General features: G+C 60.9%; 12 protein-coding genes. 11 read left to right on the top strand and 1 reads right to left on the bottom strand.

Annotation, left to right across the window (positions count from 1 at the left end; all coding sequences use genetic code 11):
• Positions 1-110 precede the first annotated feature (110 nt).
• The 11 genes from WAW39_RS11295 to hpf all read left to right on the top strand — a co-directional run bounded on the left by WAW39_RS11295 (position 111) and on the right by hpf (position 14,548).
• The gene (locus tag WAW39_RS11295) at positions 111-3,503 is read left to right on the top strand and encodes a DUF2126 domain-containing protein (protein WP_422318806.1); all 3,393 of its coding nucleotides are present in this window, start codon (positions 111-113) and stop codon (positions 3,501-3,503) included.
• A gap of 69 nt (positions 3,504-3,572) precedes the next feature.
• Positions 3,573-6,158 (top strand): circularly permuted type 2 ATP-grasp protein, encoded by a 2,586-nt coding sequence (locus WAW39_RS11290; protein ID WP_422318804.1) that lies wholly within the window; start codon positions 3,573-3,575, stop codon positions 6,156-6,158.
• A complete protein-coding gene (locus tag WAW39_RS11285; protein ID WP_422318802.1) occupies positions 6,158-7,036 on the top strand; it encodes a transglutaminase family protein in 879 nt (292 codons plus the stop codon). Before WAW39_RS11290 ends, WAW39_RS11285 begins: the two co-directional genes overlap by 1 nt.
• Positions 7,037-7,111: 75 nt before the next feature.
• A complete protein-coding gene (locus tag WAW39_RS11280) occupies positions 7,112-8,590 on the top strand; it encodes a circularly permuted type 2 ATP-grasp protein (RefSeq protein ID WP_422318800.1) in 1,479 nt (492 codons plus the stop codon).
• 9 nt (positions 8,591-8,599) lie between these two features.
• Positions 8,600-9,670: an alpha-E domain-containing protein gene (locus WAW39_RS11275; RefSeq protein WP_422318798.1), complete on the top strand. Its 1,071-nt coding sequence runs from the start codon at positions 8,600-8,602 to the stop codon at positions 9,668-9,670.
• Between the two features lie 30 nt (positions 9,671-9,700).
• Complete coding sequence (locus WAW39_RS11270; protein ID WP_422318796.1) at positions 9,701-10,552, top strand: transglutaminase family protein; 852 nt, start codon at positions 9,701-9,703, stop codon at positions 10,550-10,552.
• A 133-nt stretch (positions 10,553-10,685) separates the two neighbouring features.
• On the top strand, positions 10,686-11,522 hold the full coding sequence (gene kdsA / locus WAW39_RS11265) for a 3-deoxy-8-phosphooctulonate synthase (protein WP_422318794.1): 837 nt from the start codon (positions 10,686-10,688) through the stop codon (positions 11,520-11,522).
• A complete protein-coding gene (locus tag WAW39_RS11260; RefSeq protein WP_422318792.1) occupies positions 11,497-12,048 on the top strand; it encodes a hypothetical protein in 552 nt (183 codons plus the stop codon). Before kdsA ends, WAW39_RS11260 begins: the two co-directional genes overlap by 26 nt.
• A gap of 1 nt (position 12,049) precedes the next feature.
• Entirely contained in the window at positions 12,050-13,057 is a 1,008-nt protein-coding gene (locus tag WAW39_RS11255; protein WP_422318790.1) for an LptA/OstA family protein, read from the top strand.
• Between the two features lie 23 nt (positions 13,058-13,080).
• On the top strand, positions 13,081-13,908 hold the full coding sequence (lptB, locus tag WAW39_RS11250; RefSeq protein ID WP_422318788.1) for an LPS export ABC transporter ATP-binding protein: 828 nt from the start codon (positions 13,081-13,083) through the stop codon (positions 13,906-13,908).
• Between the two features lie 31 nt (positions 13,909-13,939).
• Entirely contained in the window at positions 13,940-14,548 is a 609-nt protein-coding gene (gene hpf / locus WAW39_RS11245) for a ribosome hibernation-promoting factor, HPF/YfiA family (RefSeq protein ID WP_422318786.1), read from the top strand.
• Between the two features lie 670 nt (positions 14,549-15,218).
• On the opposite strand, the gene WAW39_RS11240 is transcribed toward hpf, so the two are convergent.
• Positions 15,219-17,027: a lysophospholipid acyltransferase family protein gene (locus WAW39_RS11240; RefSeq protein WP_422318784.1), complete on the bottom strand. Its 1,809-nt coding sequence runs from the start codon at positions 17,025-17,027 to the stop codon at positions 15,219-15,221.
• Between the last annotated feature and the right edge of the window lie 69 nt (positions 17,028-17,096).

Below are 17,096 nucleotides of genomic sequence, written 5' to 3'. Positions count from 1 at the left end.
GAGGCAAGGTGCGAGCGCAGTTTTCCGACGCCGGAATCCAAGATTGGCCGTTAACTTGCTAATAATGACGTAGCGGGCATTGAGTTCCCGTCCGCCCCCAACCCTTTCGCATGTCCATCCACGTCGCCCTTCACCACCGCACCAGCTACCGCTACGAGCGACCCATCGAGCTGGGCCCCCAGATTATTCGGTTGCGCCCCGCTCCGCATTCCCGCTCTCGCATCCTGAGCTACTCGCTCAAAATCACCCCGGAGAAGCATTTCCTGAACTGGCAGCAGGACCCCCAGTCAAACTTCCTCGCCCGGCTGGTCATCCCGGAGAAAACCAAGGAGTTCAGCGTCGAGGTGGACGTCGTGGTGGAGATGGCGGTGTTCAATCCCTTCGACTTCTTCCTGGAGCCTGAGGCTGAAAATTTCCCCTTCGACTACGATGCCACGCTGGATCATGAGCTCGCCCCCTTCCTGAAGTGTGGCGAACTCACGCCCAAATTCGCGGAATACTTCACCCAGGTCGAGAGCGAGCTCCTCGCCATGAAACCCTGGCCACCGCGCACGATTGACGCCCTCGTCACCATCAATCAGCGCCTCTGGAAGGACATTGGTTACACCGTTCGCATGGAGCCGGGCGTGCAGACGCCGGAGGAGTCCCTCACCAAGCGCACCGGCTCCTGCCGTGACACCTCATGGCTCATGGTGCAGCTCATGCGCCGTCTGGGCATCGCCGCACGCTTCGTCAGCGGTTATCTCATCCAGTTGAAGCCGGACGTGAAATCCCTCGACGGCCCCAGCGGCACCGAAGTGGACTTCACCGACCTCCACGCCTGGTGTGAGGTCTACCTGCCCGGCGCTGGCTGGGTCGGGCTCGATCCGACCTCCGGCCTCTTCGCCGGGGAAGGGCACATCCCGCTCGCCGCCACCCCAGACCCGGGGAGCGCCGCACCCATCAGCGGCATGGCTGAGCCTTGCGAAACGGAGTTCGAGTTCGACATGAAGGTCGACCGAATTTACGAATCACCCCGCGTCACCAAGCCCTACACCGAGGAACAATGGGCGGAGATCGAAGCTCTGGGTCATGCCTTGGATAAAGAACTGGAAGCCAACGATGTACGCCTGACCATGGGTGGCGAGCCGACCTTCGTCTCCATCGACGACGCCGAAGGTGCCGAGTGGAACACCGCCGCCGTGGGGCCCATGAAGGCCAAGCTCTCTGACATCCTCCTCAAACGCCTGCGCGACCGCTTCGCCCCCGGAGCCTTCCTGCACTATGGCCAGGGCAAATGGTACCCCGGCGAATCCCTCCCACGCTGGTCCTATGGCTGCCATTGGCGCAAAGACGGCCAGCCTTTGTGGGCCCACCCTCATCTGTATGCCGACATGCAGAAAGACTATGGCGTGAACGAGATCCACTCCGCACGCTTCATCCACGCGCTGGCAGAGCGCATCGGCTGCAGCACCAAATGGATCATGCCGACGTATGAAGACGCCTTCTACTACCTCTGGCGTGAGCGCAAGCTCCCGGTGAACGTCGATCCGCTCAAATCCAACCTCAAAGACAAGGAGGAGCGCACGCGTCTCGCCAAGGTGTTCGAGGAAGGGCTCGACAAAATCATCGGCCACGTGCTGCCGATCAAACCCGTGGACAATGGCTGGCAAACCGGCCCCTGGTTCCTCCGTGCGGAGCGCTGCTACCTCGTGCCAGGGGATTCACCCATCGGCCTGCGTCTGCCGCTCGATTCCCAGCCTTGGGTAAAGACCACCGACTATCCTTATCATCACGAGCAGGACCCCATGCAAGACCGCGATCCGTTGCCCTCGCGGCAGCAGTTTGTGCGTGGCATCGCCGGCGTGCCGCCCTCTTTCTGGAAAAAACTCGCGCAGCGTCGTGGCCCCTCCGATGCCGAAGGACTGACCGAAGAAATCGGTGAGGAAGATCAGCAGGGGATTGACCCCGCCGCCCAGCCGCCTGCCGTGGGACAATCTGCCGATCAGGTCGTGCGCACTGCCCTCTGCGTGCAGCCGCGTGATGGCAAGCTCTTCATCTTCATGCCGCCCACCAAGACGCTGGAGGAATACCTTTCCGCCCTGGGTGCCGTGGAGGATGTGGCGCTGGCGCTGGATCAGCCCGTCGTCATCGAAGGCTACCCGCCTCCCTATGACCCGCGCCTGCACGTTCTCAAAGTCACCCCCGACCCCGGCGTGATCGAAGTGAACGTCCATCCCGCCAAAAGCTGGGATGAAATGGTGAACATCACCGAATCACTCTACGAAGAGGCCCGTCTCACCCGCCTCGGCACCGAGAAATTCATGGTCGATGGCCGCCACACCGGCACCGGCGGTGGCAATCACATCGTCATGGGCGCGGAAACGCCCAAGGACAGCCCCTTCCTGCGGCGGCCCGATCTCTTGCGCAGCCTCACCAGCTACTGGCAGAATCATCCGTCGCTCTCCTTCATGTTCGCCGGCATGTTCATCGGCCCCACCAGCCAGAGCCCGCGTATTGATGAAGCGCGCAACGACTCGCTCTACGAACTCGAGGTGGCCTTCAAGGCCGCCTCTGAGGCCATGGCAAAGGGCGGAGAGGTGCCCCCATGGCTGGTGGATCGCTTGTACCGCAACCTTTTCATCGACTCCAGCGGCAACACCCACCGCGCCGAGTTCTGCATCGACAAACTCTACTCGCCAGACAGCAGCACCGGCCGACTTGGCCTGCTCGAAATGCGCGGGTTTGAAATGCCGCCTCATCCGCATATGAGCCTCGCTCAGGCGCTCATGCTCCGCACCCTCATCGCCCGCTTCTGGAAGGAGCCTTACGAGGCGCCGCTCGTGCGCTGGGGCACCGACATCCACGACCGCTGGATGCTGCCTCACTTCGCCTGGAGCGACATCGAGGACGTCTGCCATGACACGCAGCAGGCCGGGTTTGAACTGAAGCCCGAGTGGTTCGCCCCGCATTACGAATTCCGCTACCCGCTCAGCGGTGACTGGTGCACTCGCAACGTGAACGTGGAAATCCGCCAGGCGCTGGAGCCTTGGCACGTGCTCGGTGAGGACAACGGTGCCGGTGGTGCCGTGCGCTTCGTCGATTCCTCGCTCGAACGCATCCAAATCAAGGCGCAGGGGCTCGTCGAAGGCCGTTACGCCATCACCTGCAACGGCCGCACCGTGCCGATGCATCCCACCGGCACCAACGGCGAATACGTCGCAGGAGTTCGCTACCGCGCCTGGCAGCCGCCAAACTGCCTGCACCCCACCGTGGGCGTCCATTCACCGCTCACCATTGACCTCGTCGATCAGTGGAACCAGCGCTCCCTCGGTGGCTGCAGGTATCATGTCGCCCATCCCGGCGGCCTGAGCCATGAAACCTTCCCGGTGAACGCCTACGAAGCCGAAAGCCGCCGCTACGCCCGCTTCTTCCGTCACGGTCACACGCCCGGAAAGATGAAAGTGGAGCCAGCCAGGCCAAATCCCGAGTTCCCGTTCACTCTGGACCTGCGCAATGGATGAAAGTAAAGAATCGGGATGCACAATGCTTGAACGGTTCCTACTATCGCCAATCGCAAAGCTGTCCTCGCATTGATCTTCCAATCCCAAAGCTCCACCGCCGCTGCTCCCGTTCCACAACGGGCGGTGATGTCGCGCTTGGATGGTCCTGACACCCGCGGGCATTACGATGAACTGCGGGATGCCAGCGGCAAAGTGCGCCCGCATTACGAGCCGATCATCGCCGATCTCCACCGCCGGGATACCGCCGGCGTTAAGCGCCTGGCAGACACCACTCGCCGCCTGCTGGCGGAGCGCGGCGTCACCTTCAACATCTACGACGACAAAGGCCTCGACACCCCCTGGAAGATGGACCCGGTGCCGTTTGTCATTTCGGCTCGCGAATGGGAGGGCATCGAGAAGGCGCTGATTCAACGTGCGACCCTGCTGAACGCGATTTTGAACGACAGCTACGGTCCGCAGCAGTTGATCCGTGAGGGCAGCATGCCTGCGGCGCTCGTGCTCGGGCAGCCCGCCTACCTGCGGCCCTGCCACGGCATCAAGCTGCCAAACGCCAAGCCACTCCAGGTGTACGGTGCGGACCTCGCCCGTTCGCCCGACGGGCAGTGGTGGGTCATCTCCGACCGCACCCAGATCCCGACCGGTTCGGGCTACGCTTTGGAAAACCGCCTGATCACGTCGCGATTGCTGCCAGACGTGTTTCGTGATGCTCGCGTGCGCCGTCTCGCCGGGTTCTTCCGCCAGATGCAGCAGTCTCTCGCCGCCCTCGCGCCCCGGCCAGTGGAGGAGCCTCGCGTCGTGCTGCTGACCCCCGGACCCTACAACGAAACCTACTTCGAGCAGGCCTATCTGGCCCGCTACCTCGGCTACACCTTGGTGGAAGGCGAAGACCTCACCGTGCGTGACGACCGCGTCTATTTGAAGACCCTCAACGGCCTCGAACCGGTGGATGTGATTCTCCGCCGTGTGGATGACGATTTCTGCGATCCGCTGGAACTGCGCAATGACTCCATGCTTGGCGTTCCCGGCCTCGTGCGCGCCGTTCGTGCCGGCAATGTGTCCTTGGGAAACGCCCTCGGCTCAGGCCTCGCCGAAGCACCTGCCATGATGGCCTTCTTGCCGGGCCTGTGCCGCAAACTGCTGGGCTCAGAACTTCTGATGCCTTCCGTGGCCACCTGGTGGTGCGGACAGGAACGCCCCCGTGGCGAGGTGGAAAAAAACCTCGATCGTCTGGTCATCAAGAGCGCCTTCCGCGTGCGCGGACGTGAGGCTTGCTTTGGCGGGCGCCTCAGCGGTGCCGAGCGTGCCTCCCTCGCCGAACGCATGCGCTTTGCCCCGGACCGCTGGGCGGCTCAGGAAAAGATCGCCTTCTCCACCGCTCCGGTGTGGGAGGACGGTCACCTCGTCCACAAGCCCGTAAGCGTCCGCGTCTATCTCGTCGCGACCAAGGACGGCTACATGGTCATGCCCGGTGCCCTCACGCGCGTGGCCGCCTCCATGGATTCCCCTCTGGTGTCCATGCAGAAGGGCGGCACCAGCAAAGACACCTGGGTGCTCAGTGAAGGGCCGGTGGAAAACGTCACGCTGCTCTCCAGCACCAGCACTCCGGTGGAACTCCGCCGTACCGGCCACAATCTCGGCAGTCGTGTGGCGAATCATCTCTACTGGCTCGGTCGCTACGCCGAACGTGCTGAATCCAGCGCCCGCCTGCTGCGCTCCACCCTGCTGCGCTGCTCTCCGGAAAGCGGCATGAGCGAAACACCCCTCCTGCTTCCCTTGCTGGAGGCCTTGAAGAGTCTCACCGTTCTGGATGATGTCCCGGACGCCGCCTCACTCGCCTCCCAGCAGGAGCAGCTTGAGGCCCGGCTGCTGGAGGCCGTCTTCGATGCCAATCACCCTACCAGCATTCGTTCCAGCGTGGCTCACATCCAGCGCATCGGCGTCCTGCTGCGTGATCGCATATCCATCGATACCTGGCGCGTCATCAGCCAGCTTGGCGATGCGCTCGACGCTTACGACAACACGCCGAGCGTCACACCCATGTCGGACGCGCTGAACGTCCTCACCCGCATCATCCTCGAACTCGCCTCCTTCCACGGCCTCGCCAAGGAAAACATGACGCGCGCCCAGGGCTGGATGTTCCTCGACATCGGCCACCGCATTGAGCGCACCGTGTACATTTGCGAGCTTCTGCGCGCCGGACTCCGCAGCGCCGATGCCGAAAACCCCAGCCTGCTGGAGGCCATTCTCGAGGTGGGTGACAGCACCATCACCTACCGCAACCGCTACAGTCTTCTCCCGCAGCTCGCCGCCGTGTATGACCTGCTCATGCTCGACGACCTGAATCCTCGCGGCCTGCGCTTTCAGTTCGAGCGCATCCGCCAGCAGTTCAAGCATCTGCCCCACGAGCAAAACTCCGCAGTTCTCACGCCGGCGATGCGCGTGTTTTTGGAAAACAGCACCCGCTTGCAGCTGTGTGATCCCACAGAGCTCGCCCGTGTCGAGCCGGGTGGCTGGTCGCAGACCCAGGTGGCCAAGCTGCTCACCCAGCTCATCGAGGCCATGCCGGTCCTCAATGACGCGCTCACCGCCGGTTATTTCGCGCATTCCACCATCAGCAGCAGCGATGATGTGCCTGCTGACACACTGTCCACGTGATGAACTACCGCATCACTCATCGCACGACGTACGTCTACAGCTCGCGGGTGGTCGTGTCGCACCATGCCGCGCGTCTGCGCCCGCGTGATACCGAAACACAGCGCTGCCTGGAGTTCAGCCTCAGCTTTGACCCGGAGCCTGATCTGCTCACGGAGCATACCGATTCCTTTGGCAATCTGGTATCCTGCTTCTCGGTGCAGAAGCTCCACAAGCAATTTGAAGTGATCTCGCGCAGCCTCGTTTCTTTGATGCCGGTGCTGCAGCCCGATCCCCTCCAGACACCGCCTTGGGAGAACGTTGCCGCGATGTTTCGTGACCCCGTGGCCGTGGATCTCCTGGATCCCTGCCAGTTCGTCTTCGGCAGCCCGCTGCTGACCCATGAAATGCCGCTGCGTGATTTTGCCCTGCCCAGTTTCACCAAAGGCCGTCCCGTGCTCGCCGCCACCGCCGATCTCTGCCGCCGCATCTATCGTGAGTTCGTGTTTGATCCGAAGGCCACCACCATCAGCACCCCGCTGAACGAAGTGCTGGAGAAAAAACGCGGTGTCTGCCAGGACTTCGCGCATCTCGCCATCGCCAGCCTCCGCGCCATGGGCCTGCCTGCACGCTACATCAGCGGTTACCTGCGCACGCATCCGCCCGCAGGCAAACCACGGCTTCAGGGAGTCGATGCATCGCATGCCTGGGCCTCCTGTTTTGTTCCAGGCTTTGGCTGGGTCGATTTCGACCCCACCAACAACTGCTTCACTTCTCTCGACCACATCACCGTGGCCATCGGTCGTGATTTCTCGGATGTCAGCCCCGTGCGTGGCATCATTACTGGCGGTGGCAGGCACACCGTCGGCGTAGGCGTGGATGTCGAGCCGGTGGGAACCTGATCAAGACCCTCCAGCCGATGCCATTTTCAAAGACATTCAAACTCTGGCACAGGCCCTGCTATATTATATCACCTCATGTCGTCACTGTTTAACGACTACCAACCAGAGGGCTTCTTCGACGAAGTGTTTTCCAAATCCGGGAAGGCACGTCCGCACTACGGAGCCATGCTTGATAGTGTAGGTTCACTCACTCCGTCCGAATACTCCGCTCGCCAGAAGGCCGTGGATGCCGCGTTCCTTCGCCAGGGCGTGACGTTCACTGTTTATGGTGACGACCAAGGGACGGAACGAATATTTCCCTTCGATCTCATGCCGCGCATCATACCGCAGCGTGAATGGGAGACCATTGAGGCTGGGCTCATCCAGCGCATCACCGCGCTGAATCTCTTCCTCAATGACATCTACCACGGTCAGAAGATCATCACTGACAAGGCGGTCCCCGCCGAGCTGGTCCTCTCCGCCTCGCATTACCGGCCTGAGTTTCGTGGCATCAAAGTCCCTCACGGCATCTACATCCACATCTGCGGCACCGATCTCGTGCGCGATGGCAAGGGCGACTACTACGTCCTCGAAGACAATGGCCGCTGCCCTTCCGGCGCCTCCTACATGCTGGAAAATCGCAATGCGATGAAGCGCGCCTTCCCCGGCCTGCTGCAGCAGCTGCCCGTGCGTCCGGTGGATGCCTACGGCTCCATGCTGCGTGAGACGCTCGCCCACCTCGCCCCCAGCGGCGTCCTGGACCCTGCCATCGTCGTGCTCACACCCGGCATCTACAACAGCGCCTACTTTGAGCACTGCTACCTTGCCAAGCAGATGGGCGTGCCCATCGTGGAAGGCCGCGATCTCATCCTCCGCAATGACCGCGTCTTCATGCGCACCACCAAAGGCCTGGAGCAGGTGCACGTCATCTATCGCCGCATCGACGACGACTTCCTCGACCCCCAGGTCTTCCGCAAAGACTCCCTCCTCGGTGTTCCGGGCATCATCAATGCCTATCGCAAAGGCAACGTCGCCCTCGCCAACTCCATCGGTACCGGCGTCGCCGATGACAAGGCGGTCTACGCCCTCGTGCCGAAGATGATCAAATACTACCTCGATCAGGATCCCATCCTGCCGAACGTGCCCACCCATCTCGGCGTGGATGAAAAGGAATGCTCCTACATCCTCGACAACCTGGACAAGCTCGTGGTCAAGGCCGTGAACGAATCCGGCGGCTACGGCATGCTCATGGGGCCCCACGCTTCCAAAAAGGAGCGCGCAGAATTTGGCGAGCGCATCAAGAAGAACCCGCGCAACTACATCGCGCAGCCCGTTCTCCAGCTCTCCCGCCATCCCGTCTTTGTGGACGACCACTTCGAAGGCCGTCACATCGACCTGCGCCCCTATGTGCTCTGTGGCGACCGCGTTCGCGTCGTTCCCGGCGGTCTCACCCGCGTGGCGCTGAAAAAAGGCTCGCTCGTCGTCAATTCGTCTCAAGGAGGCGGCAGCAAAGACACCTGGGTGCTCTGGGATGATCCCCTCGACATGCCTGCCGAAACCCCACCCGCCGCCTGATCAAACGCCATGCTTAGCCGAGTCGCAGACAGCATTTACTGGATGGCACGCTACGTTGAGCGTGCCGAAAACCTCTCACGCCTCCTCCTTTCCACGCAGGACCTCCTGCTGGATGCCGGAGCCGAAGGCGTCGATGAAGCGCAGTTCTGGCAGCCCCTCCTCGCCACCACCGGCGATGAAGAGGCTTATTCCAAGCTGCATAAAAAAATCAAAGGCAAGGACGTCACCGAGTTCCTCGCCGTCCGCTCTGACAATCCCAACTCGATGCTCAACAGCATCCGGGCCGCCCGTGAAAACGCGCGCACCGTGCGGGATCAGATCTCCGATGAAATCTGGGAGTCGCTGAACTCCCTGCGCCTCTTCGTCGAATCCGCCGAAGGCAAGGCCATGCATCGCACCCAGAGCGCCGCCTTTTACGAGCGCGTGCTCCGCGGTTCCTATCAGTTCCAAGGCATCGCCGATTCCACCACCCCGCGCGGTGAGATCTGGCACTTCCTACGCCTCGGCACCTGCCTGGAGCGGGCGGACAAAATGTCTCGCCTGCTGGACACCTGCTCCGGCCTGTCCCTCGAACTACCCCCTCACGCACAGGCCCGGCCTCTGCGCTGGGCTGCCCTGCTGCGCTCCTGTTCCGCCTGGCATGCGTTCCAGGCCCATCACCGCCGCCTGGATCCTTCCAAAATCATTGCCTATCTGTTGCTCGACGAAACCTTCCCGCGCTCCATCGCCTGCTGCGTCGCAGAAGCTGAAACGGCCCTGAAATCTCTCTGTGCGGATGCCGGTCTCAAAGGCATGCCCTTGCCCCTCCGCCACGTGGGCCGTTTGCGCGCCGATCTGGCCTACACCACCGTTGAAGAAGTGCTCGCCACCGGCCTGCATGAATACATCGACGATCTTCAGCTGCGTCTGAATCAGATCGGCGAAGCCATCTTCCAGACCTTCGTGCAGCATGCCGAACTCTCGCAATTGAGCGACGACGACGCCCCGGTGGAAAACATCGCCCCAGGCGCCTACCACGCCCACGCCGACGAAGATCTCCAGGTCCAGCAACAGCAACAGCAGCAGCAACAACAACAGTAAAAATATCGTTGGCATCCCCTGCTGCTCGCCATGCGATTCCGAGTCTTCCACCGTACCCGCTACGTCTATCGTGCCGCGGTACGTGACAGCTACAACGAAGTGCGTTTGCGTCCCGTCACGGACGACAAATCACGTCTCGAATTCTTCCTGCTCAACGTCAAGCCGCCTGCCCGGCTCCAGCACTTCCGCGACAACTGGCTCAACTACGTTCACTACTTCGACATTCCAGAGCCGCATAAAGATCTGATCATCGAGTCCCAATCGACGATCAACACCACCAATCCCTACAAGGACGGCAAGCCCCTCGGCGTTCGCTTTGAAGCACTCAAAACTGAGACCGACGAAATGGTCTCCCCTTTTCTGGGCACCAGCCGCTACGTGGAAGTCACGCCCGAAGTCTGGCGGCTCGGCATCGACATCCGCAACGACAGCAACGACGTCTTTGAAACCGCAGAGGCGGTGATGCATCACATCTTCCGCGAGTGGACCTACGCTCCCAGCAGCACCACCGCCTCCACGCACATGAATGAGGTGCTGGAGAAGAAACAAGGCGTCTGCCAGGACTTCACCCATCTCATGATCGGCGTCTGCCGCTCCCTCGGCATTCCGGCCCGTTACATCAGCGGTTATCTCTACAACGGCCCCGACTCCCACCTGCGCGGTGCCCAGGCCTCCCACGCCTGGTGTGAGGTCCACATTCCCGGCAAAGGCTGGTTCGGCCTGGACCCCACCAACGACACCCTGGCCGACGAACGCCACATCAAAATCGCCACCGGCCGCGACTATCAGGACGCCGCCCCCGTCTCCGGCCACTTCGACGGCCCCCCCGGAGCCACTGCCGCCCTTCAAGTCGAACTCGAAGTGCGGCGCTTGGATGCATAATTCCTCGCGAGAATCTTCCGTTGTCTTTCCAACCCTGCCCGCTACATTTCTTCCATAGCGGGCCGCGCAACGGGGTTGGAAAACTTCAAAACCGATTCTGGAGCGAGGCTCCCAGAATCAATATTAAGTTTTTATGGGGTTGTTCTCTCTTCCGGTGGTGAAAATAGGGTCTGTGTCGATGGATGGCACGGAACCGGTCCTGATGCTTGGCCCTTGCGTAATCGAGAGCGAGGAATTCATCTGGGATGTCGCTGAAAAACTGGGTGCCATGGCGCAGCAGTACGGCTGGCGCTGGATTTTCAAAGCCTCCTACGACAAGGCCAACCGCAGCGCCATTTCCTCCTACCGCGGCCTCGGCTGCGAGGCCGGCTGCAAGCTGCTGGCCCAGATCGGCGCGAAACTCGGCGTCCCTGTCACGACAGACATCCACAGCGTCGAGGAAGCCCGGCAGGCCGCAGAACACATCGACCTCCTGCAAATCCCCGCCTTTCTCTGCCGTCAGACGGATCTGATCGTCGCAGCCGGTGAAACCGGCCGCGCAGTGAATGTCAAAAAGGGCCAGTTCCTCGCCCCGTGGGACGTTCGTAATATTGCTGACAAGCTGGTCAGTGCCGGCTGCCAAAATTTCATGTTCACCGAGCGCGGCACCACCTTTGGTTACAATAACCTCGTCGCTGACATGCGATCTCTCTACTGGATGAGGGAGCTCGGATATCGTGTCGTCATGGATGCCACCCACAGTGTGCAGCGCCCCGGCGGCCTTGGCACCGCCACTGGCGGAGATGGCAAGCTGGCTCCCGTCCTCGCCCGCGCCGCAGTCGCCACAGGATGCGACGGTGTGTTCATGGAAACGCACCCGGATCCTGCCAACGCCTTTTCAGACGGCCCCAATCAAATCCCGCTTTCGCAGATCGCTGAAGTGGTGGAAACCTTGCGGAAGATTCATGGCCTCGTTCGTGACATCACTTGAGCTGCTCTACCACCGCAGACTCGCGGTCTCCATCACGCTCGGCGTGCTGGCGGGCCTCGTCATGTTCGCCACCGCCCAGCAGCCGGCGCCGGCAGACTCCGGCATCAGCGCTTTTTTGCAGATGGTCCCGCCCGGAGCCGTGAACAAGGGCGCGTTCATCCCCTCCTTCGACTCCACCGGCCGTCGCACCTCGCTCATCACCGCAGACACGCTCCGCCGGGTGGATGACGAACGCATCTACGCGGAAAATCTCGTGGTCCAGATGTTCAATGCCGATCCGAAAAACGACGTCCGCATCGACCTCAAGACCGCCTTCTATCAGATGGCAGCCAGCGGCGGCATCCTGCGCAGCACGGAGCGCAGCCACGTCAGCAGTCCCACCTTCGACATTGAAGGTGACAGCCTCATCTTTGACACCGCAAAAAATCAGGGACGCATGACAGGAAACATCCACATGGTCATCTTTGACAGCAGCACTCTCAGCGGCGAGGTAACCCAACCTGCTGAATCACGCCCCACCAAGTGATATGAAGACGTCGTCCATACTGTACATTGCCCTGCTGGTCAGCAGCGTTGGCGCGTTGGCTCAAGGCCCCGGCGGCACCCGCCCGCTCTTTGATTTTCGCAAAAAGAAGGTCGATGAAGACACCAAGGCCAAGGCGATCGATGCCGCCAAGGATGCCGTCAAACAGGTGCCGGACGCGGTGAAGGACAAGGCCAAGGAACTGCTCCTCTCGCCCGACAGCGCCGAGATGCGCCAGAAGGCCCTGCAGGCTGCCCAGTCGATGATCCAAGGCCAGGGCTCGGCTTCCAGCCCAACAGCGACGACGCCCCCCGCCGCCGCAGATACCCCCCCTGCTTCTGTGCCAGCACCAGCCCCCATGGTGGCTGTCGTTGAAGCTCCTCCTCCGCCGCCCCCGGGCCCGCAGCCCAAACCTCTGCAGCCCTTGAACTTGGACGAGGCCCCCAAGGCCACCAAAGGTCAGATCGACATCACCGCGACCAAGAGCTCCTTCTTTGATGCCAACAACAACTATGGCATTTTTACCGGCGACGTGAAAGCACGTCACCCCCAGATGTACATCGAATGTGAAGAGTTGGAGCTCTTCATGACCAAGCAGGAAGGCGGAGTCCTCGGCGCCCCCAAGCCCAAAAAGGTCGGCCCAGCGGCCAAAGACGCGGACATCCTCGCAGCCCCCAAAAAGCCTGCCAACACTGATCCCCCCATCGACAAGGCGGACGCCCGCGGCCCGATGGTTACCATCGAGAAAATTTCGGAAGACGGTGAACTGCAGATCGGCCACTGCAAGCACCTCATCTACGATGGCAAAACCAAGCAGACCACCCTCCTCGAATGGCCGCAGGTTCAGGCTGGCAATCAGCTGCACAAGGCCACCGAAGCAGGCTGTATCATGATCATCGACAAGAATGGCAAGCTGACCACCACAGGTGGCCATGAGACCCTCATCCTCCAGGGAGATGAAGTGACGCCTCGTAGGAGTGGCTCGAATTCGCCCGCACCCGCACCGCAGTGAACATGGCTCCGCGAAAGAAAAGAATGAAGGATGCTGGTGGCCGGGAATCCCTGCCCGCCTCAGAACGTGCAGAATCCTGGCAGACCGCGCCTGATGCGGGTACGCCAAGGCCCATCATTCCAGACGAGAACACCCTCCTGCACACCGAAGGACTGAAAAAAGTCTATGACGGCCGCGCCGTGGTCAATGGCGTGGACATCGAAGTCAAAAGCGGTGAGATTGTCGGCCTGCTCGGCCCCAACGGTGCCGGCAAGACCACCACCTTCTACATGATCGTCGGCCTCGTGCAGCCCAACGGCGGCAAGGTCATGTTCGATGGCAAGGACACCACCAATCAGCCGATGTACATGCGCTCCCGGCTCGGCATGGGCTACCTCCCGCAGGAGGAGTCCATCTTCCGCCGCCTCACCGTGCGCGAAAACATCATGGGCGTCATGGAGACTCAGCCCTACACGCGCCAGGAGCGTGAGGAGCAGACCCAGTCCCTGATGGAAAAGTTCGGCATCGACCATGTGGCGGACAATCTCGCCATCACCCTCAGCGGTGGTGAAAAGCGCCGCCTCACCATCGCCCGCTCCCTCGTCACCTCGCCCAAGCTGCTCATGCTCGATGAGCCCTTCAGCGGCGTTGATCCCATCGCCGTCAGCGAGATCCAGGAGATCATCCGCATGCTCCGCAGCGCCGGCCTCGCCATTCTCATCACCGACCACAACGTCCGTGAAACCCTCAACATCGTGGACCGCGCCTACCTCATCTTTGAGGGCAGGGTGCGCCGCCACGGCAGCAAAGACTTTCTCGTCAATGACGATGAAGCCCGTCGCCTCTATCTGGGCGAAGGGTTCACCATGTAATTTTTAGTCCAACCAAAAAAGGAGAACCACCATGCAAAAACACAACGTCAACCTCCCCATCATCGTCACCGCACGACACATGGAAGTCACCGATGCGATCCGCGATTACGCCCACAAAAAGATCGAAGGACTCCACCTTGATTACCCCCGCATCATTGAGGCCAAGGTCGTGCTCGACGTGCAGAACCATCACCGCCACATCGCGGAAATCATCCTTTTCTGCGCCGACCACATCGTCATCGAAGTGAAGTCCGTCACCGAAGACATCTATGCTTCGATCGACGAAAGCGCCGCCAAGATCGCCCGGCGCATGCGCAAGTACAAGACCCGCCTGCTCAAAAACCACCGCCCGCGCAAGGAAGTCTCCATCCGCCACATCGAGGAGCAGGTCTTCCATCAGGAAGTGCTGCACACCGAGGACGAGCACATTGAGCCCGCCTATGTGCACCAGGAAAAATACAAAATCCGTCCTCTCTATGCGGATGAAGCCATCATGGATCTCGAAATCAGCGAGCGTCCTTTCGTGATCTTCCACAATCAGAAGACCCACAAGCTCGCCCTCCTGTTCCGTCGCAAAGACGGCGACTACGGCCTCATCGAGCCCGAAATGGAAGCCGCCGCCAACGGCGCTGCCAAGTAAGGCAAAAACAGTCAATTAACTCACCCACGGAGCGGCCTGAATTCAGGCCGCTTCTTTTTTGTGGCTCCGCCCCATGTGCTCGGACAGCAGAAATAGTTAAAGCGTTTTAAATAGTTTTGTGTCGGATAAATCCAGGGCAGCCAAAGCGGTTCTCCCTCTCCCCGCCCCTGACGCACGACGACAGCGAATCACTTTCTTCGGGGGAGAGGGGCGGGGTGAGGGGATTAGCTTTGTGCCCTCACGATGTGATGAGTCAATAAGGCTATAAAACAATTTAGAATGCGCCAATAGCATTACATACCATGAGTCATTGAAAAATGACCTGGCTCACTGTCCTCAGTGAATGATGTTCCTCGCTGCTGACATGAGGCCTGAAGCTCCGCCATTCCTCGCCACGGTACTGCTCTCTTACATCATCCCGTTCCGCTTTACACCAGCCCTGAAGGGGCTGCGTATTACAGCCCAAGGTCAGCCGAGCCTCAGCGAGGAGACCCTGGGTTGGCTCCCACCAAATGGGAAAGCAAACCCGGCGCTTTCTTCATCCACCGCGTCCACCAGCAGCGTCATCCCGCCTCCCCGCCACAGGGATTGGCGAGCGTTGCCACACCCTCCCAAGTTCACCGGTGAGGCCCGCGGACAAACCCGACTCACCCCACGGAGCGGCCTGCATTCAGGCCGCTTCTTTTTTGTGGCTCGCCAGATACTGCCGGCAGTTTTCTTCGCCCATGTACTTGGCCAGCAGCCGCGCATCCGTCTCCGTGAAATCGACCATGATCAGACCGTCCACCACAGACGAGAAATCCTTGTCCACGTTGAAGCTCAGCAGCGTCGCGTTCAGCTTCAGGTAGTGCTTCAGCAGAATCGGGATGCCCTTGCCGTCCGTCTCCAGGCTGGAGATCAGCGCCGAGCAGTCGTCCACGTTCTGCAAATCCGCGCTGATGAACTCACGCATCATGCGGCGCGTGCGCATGTACCGGAACGGATTGCGCGCCTTCACAAAACTCGAGAGGTGCGGGTGCATCCGGTTGTCCTGCAAAAACTCCACGATCATCTTTCGCGACAGGCTGCTGTAGTCCTTGCTGATGCTCACCGGACCAAACAGCTTTTTGTAATGCGGATTGCGCGCGATCCAGTGCGCGATGCCCTTCCACAGCAGCGGCAGAGAGGCCAGATTGCGCTGGTAGGCCTTGATGATGAAGCTGCGCCCCATCTCCACCGCATGCTCCAGATTCGCCAGGAACGGCTTTTCAAACCGGAACAGCGTGCTGGTGTACAAACCTTTGGAACCATACTCGCGCAGAATGATGTCCGCACGCCCGAGCCGGTAGGCCCCTGCCACCTGCTCCTTCTCCTCATCCCACAGAATCAGGTGCTCGTAGTACCGGTCGTACTTGTCGATGTCCACTTCGTTGCCGCTGCCCTCACCGACTTCACGGAAAGTGACTTCGCGCAGACGCCCGATCTCCGGCAGCAGCACCGGGATCTCATGCGAGTGCGCCTGATAGACAGACAAACCGCCCTGCCCGACCAGACGGCCCCCGCGGGCGCGAATGCGGTCGATTTCCTCCACCATGTGTGCCTGCGTCGTTTCAGACGGCGGTGTGATCGTGACGTTTTCACCCGTGACTGTCAGCTTGGCCGTCTCTTCCTTGCCACGTTGGTGCAGCACAAAAGTGTGAATGCGCAGGTAGCGCGTGAGGGATTCATCATCCTCAAATTTCTTCAGGCGCGAGAAGGGGATGGGCTGCCCCACGTTCATCTGCACCATCGTGTTGGCACGGTTGCAGAATTCACGCAGCAGCAGGCCGGTGCGCAGGCGCGGGTGGATCATCCCGGCGGCATGAAACAGCGCACTGTTGGTACCGGGGAAGTAAACCGGCAGCACCGTCGCCTGAGTGCGGCGCACCAGGGAGCCCACATGGTTGCTCCACGCCGGTTCATCGATGCCGCGCCCGGGTTTGTAGGAGGCCACTTCACCTGCGGGGAAAATGATCAGCGCACCGCCGCCGCGCAGCAGACGGATGGCCTCCTTCATCGGCGCCAGATTGCGCTTCGCGGAGCCTTCACCCCCAAAGGGGTCCACAGGGATCACGTGATCTGCCAGCTCCTTCATCGCCAGCAGCAGTGAATTCGTCATCACCTTCAGATCGGGCCGAAATTGCCCCGCCCAGCGGGCCAGCATGATGGGGTCGATCACCCCAAACGGATGATTGGCCACAATGATCAGCGGCCCCTGTTTCGGGAACTCAAACTCAGCCGGCAGATCCACTTCCTCCTGCAGGCTGAGCGAATGCGCCACGGAATCAAACCACGCGAAGGCATTCGGGTGCTGCGGGTGCATCTTGAACAGCCGCGCAGACTCCTCGTAGCATTCATTGAAACCGCGCAGCCCCAGCGCCTTTTCCAAGGCAGGGCCGACCAGTCGGTAGATTCGGCGCTGAAAAGGGGTTTTGAGATGCTCGCTGAGATCGATAACCATGAGAACGGCTCACCCATCCTCTCGAATGCGCTTCAATCAAGCGCCATCCGCGTTTCGATTTTGCCATTC

The sequence above is a fragment of the Prosthecobacter sp. genome (assembly GCF_049294395.1).
Classification (GTDB): Bacteria; Verrucomicrobiota; Verrucomicrobiia; order Verrucomicrobiales; family Verrucomicrobiaceae; genus Prosthecobacter.
The sequence above is the reverse complement of the archived record's forward strand: the minus strand, read 5'-3'. Positions and strand labels throughout refer to the sequence as shown.